The organism is Acidovorax sp. KPB24-03, from assembly GCF_057546605.1.
In genome coordinates, this window is the sequence record NZ_BAAJYR010000213.1 from 1 (window position 1) to 5894 (window position 5894).

At 69.4% G+C, this 5894-nt stretch carries 8 protein-coding genes; 7 read left to right on the top strand and 1 reads right to left on the bottom strand.

Features of this window, described 5'->3' with window-relative positions; all coding sequences use genetic code 11:
- The 6 genes from AC27KI_RS17375 to AC27KI_RS17400 all read left to right on the top strand — a co-directional run.
- Window positions 1-787: carboxylesterase family protein (locus AC27KI_RS17375; protein ID WP_487114950.1), on the top strand; the 787-nt coding region annotated here is incomplete at its 5' end.
- 91 nt (window positions 788-878) lie between these two features.
- Entirely contained in the window at window positions 879-1640 is a 762-nt protein-coding gene (locus AC27KI_RS17380; RefSeq protein ID WP_284397649.1) for a GntR family transcriptional regulator, read from the top strand.
- The gene (locus tag AC27KI_RS17385) at window positions 1637-2446 is read left to right on the top strand and encodes a transporter substrate-binding domain-containing protein (RefSeq protein WP_272566205.1); all 810 of its coding nucleotides are present in this window, start codon (window positions 1637-1639) and stop codon (window positions 2444-2446) included. Before AC27KI_RS17380 ends, AC27KI_RS17385 begins: the two co-directional genes overlap by 4 nt.
- A gap of 51 nt (window positions 2447-2497) precedes the next feature.
- Window positions 2498-3160 (top strand): amino acid ABC transporter permease, encoded by a 663-nt coding sequence (locus AC27KI_RS17390; RefSeq protein ID WP_487114952.1) that lies wholly within the window; start codon window positions 2498-2500, stop codon window positions 3158-3160.
- Window positions 3161-3193: 33 nt separating this feature from the next.
- The gene (locus AC27KI_RS17395) at window positions 3194-3844 is read left to right on the top strand and encodes an amino acid ABC transporter permease (RefSeq protein WP_272566202.1); all 651 of its coding nucleotides are present in this window, start codon (window positions 3194-3196) and stop codon (window positions 3842-3844) included.
- Entirely contained in the window at window positions 3831-4619 is a 789-nt protein-coding gene (locus AC27KI_RS17400; protein WP_487114954.1) for an amino acid ABC transporter ATP-binding protein, read from the top strand. The genes AC27KI_RS17395 and AC27KI_RS17400 overlap by 14 nt, the downstream gene beginning before the upstream one ends.
- A gap of 132 nt (window positions 4620-4751) precedes the next feature.
- On the opposite strand, the gene AC27KI_RS17405 is transcribed toward AC27KI_RS17400, so the two are convergent.
- Window positions 4752-5282 (bottom strand): EF-hand domain-containing protein, encoded by a 531-nt coding sequence (locus tag AC27KI_RS17405; protein WP_487090279.1) that lies wholly within the window; start codon window positions 5280-5282, stop codon window positions 4752-4754.
- 17 nt (window positions 5283-5299) lie between these two features.
- On the opposite strand from AC27KI_RS17405, the gene AC27KI_RS17410 reads away from it, so the two are divergent.
- The gene (locus AC27KI_RS17410; RefSeq protein ID WP_284397100.1) at window positions 5300-5872 is read left to right on the top strand and encodes a cob(I)yrinic acid a,c-diamide adenosyltransferase; all 573 of its coding nucleotides are present in this window, start codon (window positions 5300-5302) and stop codon (window positions 5870-5872) included.
- Window positions 5873-5894: the final 22 nt, after the last annotated feature.

Here is a 5894-nt window from a genome sequence, read left to right on the forward strand (position 1 = left end):
CCCCACGCTCGCGGCGCTGGGCGCGGCGCCGCCGGCGGACGTGCTGTTCGCCGTGCACCGGCTGGCCGAGGACGCGGCCCTGCGCGACCAGCACGGCATCAGCCGCCGCAACGTGTTCCCGCTGCGCCCGGTGATCGACGGTCAAGTGCTCGCCCAGGCGCCGCTGGCAGCGCTGCAGCGCCAATGGTCCGATCCGTCGCGGCCGCCGCTGCAGGTGCTGGTGGGCAGCAATGCCGAGGAGATGCGCCTGTACCACGTGCCGGGTGGCGCCATCGACCGCGTGACCGATGAACAGGTCACGGCCTTCATGCGGGACACGGGCCTGCCGCCCGCGGCGCGCCAGGCCTATGCGGCCCTGCCCGCGTGCGACGGTGGCGCCCATGCCGGCGAGATGCTGTGCGCCATGCAGTCCGACTATTACTACCGCGTGCCGGCGCGCCGCATCGCGGCCCTCGCCGTCGCGAACCGGCTGCCGGTGCACCGGTACGAGCTGGAATGGCGCTCGCCGCAGTGCAGCGGGCAACTGGGCGCCGCGCACGGGGTGGACCTGCCGTTCGTCTTCGATCGCCTGGCCACGTCCACCGGGCGCGAGTTGACCGGCGATGCCCCGCCGCAGCCGCTGGCCGATGCCATGCACGGTGCGTGGGCGGACTTCGTGGTGCAGGGCGACCCCGGCTGGCCGGAGCACGGCCCCGGAACGCCCTGGATGCAGTTCTTCGACGACCTGGGCTGGTGCGGCCCGGCGCCGGCCTCCGCCACACTGGACGCGTGGGACGGCGTGCTTTGAACTGAACGGATCCCGGGCGGCCCGCTAGTCGCCAAACTGGTGCATCTGGCTTGTATACCAGTTGGCACGGAACCTGCGTAGTTCCGTGGCAATGACCAGTGCCACCGAAATCAGCAACCGCATCATCGAAGCCGTGATGGCCCAGAAGCTCGCCCCCGGCGCGCGCCTGGGGGAGCAGCAACTCGCCATGCTGTTCGACTGCAGCCGCACCATCGTGCGCGAGGCGCTCACGCGGCTGTCCACGCGCGGCATCGTTACCGTCAGCGCGCGCCGTGGCTGGTACGTGATCGAGCCCTCCGAGGACGAAGCGCGCGAGGCCTTCGAGGCGCGCCGCGTCATCGAACTGGGCCTGCTGCACCAGCTGAAGACGGTGGACAAGGCCGCGGTGCGCAAGCTGCGGGCCCACCTGCAGCGCGAGAAGGCGGCCCTGGCGGGCAGTGACGTGGGCGCGCGCAGCTTCCTGCTGGGCGACTTCCATGTGTGCCTGGCCGAGTGCCTGGGCAACGGCCTGCTGGCCGACACGCTGCGCGACTTCACCGCGCGCACCACGCTCATCGCCATGCTGTACCAGTCGTCGCACGACGCGGCGCAATCGTGCGAAGACCACGTGCGCATCGTCGAGGCACTGGAGGCGGGCGACATTGCCCGCGCCGAATCGCTGATGGCCGAGCACATCGGCTCGGTGCAGTCCGCCCTGCGGCTGCAGGCCAGCGCCGATCCGCTCGAACACCTGCGCAGCGCGCTGGCGCCCGTGCGCGCCGGCGCCGCCAGTGGCCCGGCCGCCCCTTCCGCTTCCCCTTCCCCCGCCGCGTCCCCAGGCGACGCATCCACCTACCTAGGAGCCTTGCTATGACCTTCGCCACCCGCTTTCTCTCCCGCCGCCTGGCCCTGGGCCTCGTGGCCGCCGCCGGCCTCGTGTGCGCCGTGGCGCCCGCACAGGCGCAGACCGCGCTGGACGACATCCTGAAGTCCAAGACCATCAAGATCGCCATCCCCACCGACTACCCGCCCTACGGCTTCGTCGGCACCGACCTCAAGCCCCAGGGCCTGGACATCGACATGGCCGAGCTCATCGCCGCCAAGCTGGGCGTGAAGGTGGAACTGGTCGCGGTCACCAGCGCCAACCGCATCGCCTACCTGCAGACCAAGAAGGCCGACCTCGTCATCTCCACGCTGGGCAAGAACCCCGAGCGCGAGAAGGTCATCGACTTCACCTCGGCCTATGCACCCTTCTACCAGGCCGTGTTCGGGCCCAAGTCCCTCACGGCCAAGGCCTGGAGCGACCTGGCCGGCAAGAGCGTGGCGGTCACGCGCGGCGCCATGGAAGACCAGGAACTCGCCAAGGTCGCCCCGCCCAGCATCGACGTGAAGCGCTTCGAGGACAACAACGCCACCATCGCCGCCTTCGTGGCCGGCCAGACGCAGTTCGTGGCCACCAGCGCCTCGGTGGCGGGCAACATGATGCAGAAGAACCCGCAGCTGCAGGCCGAGTACAAGCTGCTGCTCAAGGACAGCCCGTGCTTCATCGGCCTGCCCAAGGGCGAGGCCGCGCTGATGGCCAAGGTCAATGAAATCATCGCCGGCGCCAAGAAGAGCGGCGAGCTGGACACCATGGCCAAGAAGTGGCTGGGCCGCCCCGCCGGCGACCTGCCGGTCTGAGCCCCTTCGCGCCGCCCGCATCCTCTGACCCGTTGACCTGATCGGCTGCCCATGCGCATCGAGTTCGACTTCATGGCCGTGCTGTCGCAGTGGCCGCTGCTGGCCACGGGCGTGGCCTGGACCCTGGCCCTCACGGCCGTGGCGACCGTGGTGGGCATGGCGGTGGGCATCGCCTGCGCCTGGGCACGGTCCCAGGGGCCGGCGGCGCTGCGCTGGCCCGTGGCGGCCTATGTGGAGCTGGTCCGCAACACGCCCTTCATCGTGCAGCTGTTCTTCATCTTCTTCGGGTTGCCCGCCGCGGGCCTGAAGCTCTCGCCGGAGGCGGCCTCGTTCATCGCCATGGTGATGAACCTGGGGGCCTACTCGACCGAGATCGTCCGCGCCGGCATCCAGGCCACGCCGCGCGGCCAGATCGAGGCGGCGGTGAGCCTGGCGCTGTCGCGGGTGCAGGTCTTCACGCGCGTGGTGCTGCCGCCCGCGCTCAAGAAGGTGTGGCCGGCCATGGTGAGCCAGATCGTCATCGTGATGCTGGGCTCGGCGGTGTGCAGCCAGATCTCGGTGCAGGACCTGAGCTACGCCGCCAACCTGATCCAGAGCCGCAACTTCCGCGCCTTCGAATCGTTCATCGTGGCCACGGGCATCTACCTCGTGCTCTCGATCGCGCTGCGCCGGCTGCTGCACTGGGCGGGCCCGCGCTTTCTCTTCGGCCGCTGAGCCATGGCCCGGGCATTTTTCTAGGAACGCGAGATGGTCGACTTCACCTTCTGGGACATCCTGCGCAACCTGCTGCTGGCCGCGCGCTGGACCGTCGTGCTTTCGCTGATCGCCTTCGTCGGCGGCGGCCTGGTGGGCGGGCTGCTGCTCGTGGCCCGGCTCACCGGCGGCCGCGTGGCCGAGCGTGCCGTGGGCGTTTACGTGCAGGTCTTTCAGGGCACGCCGCTGCTGATGCAGTTGTTCCTGTCTTACTTCGGCCTGGCGCTGCTCGGGCTCAACGTGTCGGCCTGGACCTCGGCCGCCGTGGCGCTCACGCTCTACACCAGCGCCTTCCTGGTGGAGATCTGGCGCGGCTGCGTGGCCGCCGTGCCCAAGGGCCAGTGGGAGGCCTCGGGCAGCCTGGCCCTGTCGTTCGGCGAGCAGATGCGCCACGTGATCCTGCCGCAGGCCGTGCGCATCGCCACGGCGCCCACGGTGGGCTTTCTGGTGCAGGTGGTCAAGGGCACGGCGCTGGCCTCGGTGATCGGCTTCGTGGAGCTGACCAAGGCCGGGGGAATGATCGCCAACACCACCTTCAAGCCGTTCGCCGTCTTCGCCTGCGTGGCGCTCGTCTATTTCGCGCTGTGCTTTCCCGTGAGCCTGTATGCGCAACACCTCGAAAGGAAGTTCCATGGCCGCCGCTGAAACCCTGGCCGACGCGCCTGCCGTGTCCGCACCGCCGGGCCGCCCCATCGTGCAGGTCACCGCGCTGCGCAAGTCCTACGGCACCAACGAGGTGCTCAAGGGCATCGACCTCACGGTGCAGCCCGGCGAGGTGATCGCCATCATCGGCAAGAGCGGCTCGGGCAAGAGCACGCTGCTGCGCTGCATCAACGGCCTGGAAACCTTCCAGGACGGCGCACTCACGGTGGACGGCAAGCCGCTGCTGCACGACAGCGCCATGGCCATGCGCGAGCTGCGCCAGCGCGTGGGCATGATCTTCCAGAACTTCAATCTCTTTCCGCACCTCTCGGTGGGCCGCAACGTCATGCTGGCGCCCACGCTGGTCAAGCAGCGCTCGCAAAAGGACGCGGCCGCACAGGCGGCCCGGCTGCTGCAGCGCGTGGGCCTGGGTGAGAAATTCGACGCCATGCCCGACCAGCTGTCGGGCGGGCAGCAGCAGCGCGTGGCCATCGCCCGCGCGTTGGCCATGGAGCCGGCCGTGCTCCTGTGCGACGAGATCACCTCGGCCCTCGACCCCGAACTGGTGGGCGAGGTGCTGCGCGTCGTGGAGTCGCTGGCCCGCGAGGGCATGACCCTGCTGATGGTCACGCACGAAATGGCCTTCGCCCGCAAGGTGAGCAACCGCGTGATCTTCATGCACCAGGGCCGCGTGCACGAGATGGGCCCGCCGCAGGATCTGTTCGGCAACCCGCAGACGCCGGAACTGCGGCAGTTCCTGTCCTCGCTCAAGGATTGAGCTGCCTTCCCCGGTGGCCCCCATGGCGGCGGGCCGTCCGTGCCCGCGCACGCATCAAGGCCCGCATGCCTCCTCAGCATGCGGGCCCGTCGGGGTGGAGTGGAGTTCGTGTGGTAGTTGCTCCGGGCGGCGTCAGGAGTGGGCGCCGGCCTCGAATTCCGAGCGCGACAGGGCACCGTTATGGTCCTTGTCGAGCTCCTTGAAACGGTTGCCGATGGCGGGCAGGCGAGCGGCCTCTGCCAGGGTCAGTTGTCCGTTCTTGTCGCTGTCAACGCGATCGAATGCGCTGGAAGTTTGTGCGGCGGGCTGCGAGCCGCCGAAGGTGGCGCCCTTGGCACCGGGATGCAGGCCCATGGAGGTGCCCGACGCGGTCTGGGGAGGTTGGTTGGACGGGGAGGTGAGGGTCGGGGAAGGTGTTTGTGCATGCACTGCGGCACCTCCCAGGGTGATCGCCGCGAACAGCATCACGCTGCGGCTGTCGAAAGGAAGGGTGCGTCGTTGCTGAGCTGCCATGGGTTCACGCTCCGTGAAAGTTGAACAGGATTGCATTGCACCGCAACCTGCGGTGCCCGGCCAGTGATTTTGCCCGCTGTTGCCCTGATACACATTTGCCTGCCGGTTGTAACGCACAATGCCCGCGGCCGCCTCCAGCGCGGCTTGCAACGCACAAGGAGCAGCCCATGGGCAACCGACTGACACAGATCGCCACGCGCACCGGAGACGACGGCACCACGGGCCTGGGCGACAACACCCGCGTCTCCAAGGACAGCCCGCGCCCGCATGCCATGGGCGATGTGGACGAACTCAATTCGCACATCGGCCTGCTGCTGTGCGAGCCGTTGCCGGCCGAGGTGCGCACGCTGCTGTCGGACGTGCAGCACCAGCTGTTCAATCTGGGCGGCGAGCTGTCCATCCCCGGCTTCGAGCTGCTCAAGGACGAGGCGCTCGCGCAGCTCGACGAAGCCCTGGCCACCCACAATGCAGCGCTGCCGCGGCTGGCCGAATTCATCCTGCCCGCCGGCACGCGCGCCGCGGCGCAGGCCCATGTGTGCCGCACCGTCGCCCGCCGCGCCGAGCGCGCGGTGGTGGCGCTTGGCGCGGCCGAGCCGGTGCGCGATGCGCCGCGGCGCTACCTCAACCGGCTGTCGGACCTGATGTTCGTGCTGGCGCGCGTGCTCAACCGCCTGGATGGCGGCGACGATGTGTACTGGAAGAGCGAGCGCATGGCGCGTGCGGAGTCCGGCGCGGCCTGACTGGCACCGCCGCCGGCCTGAA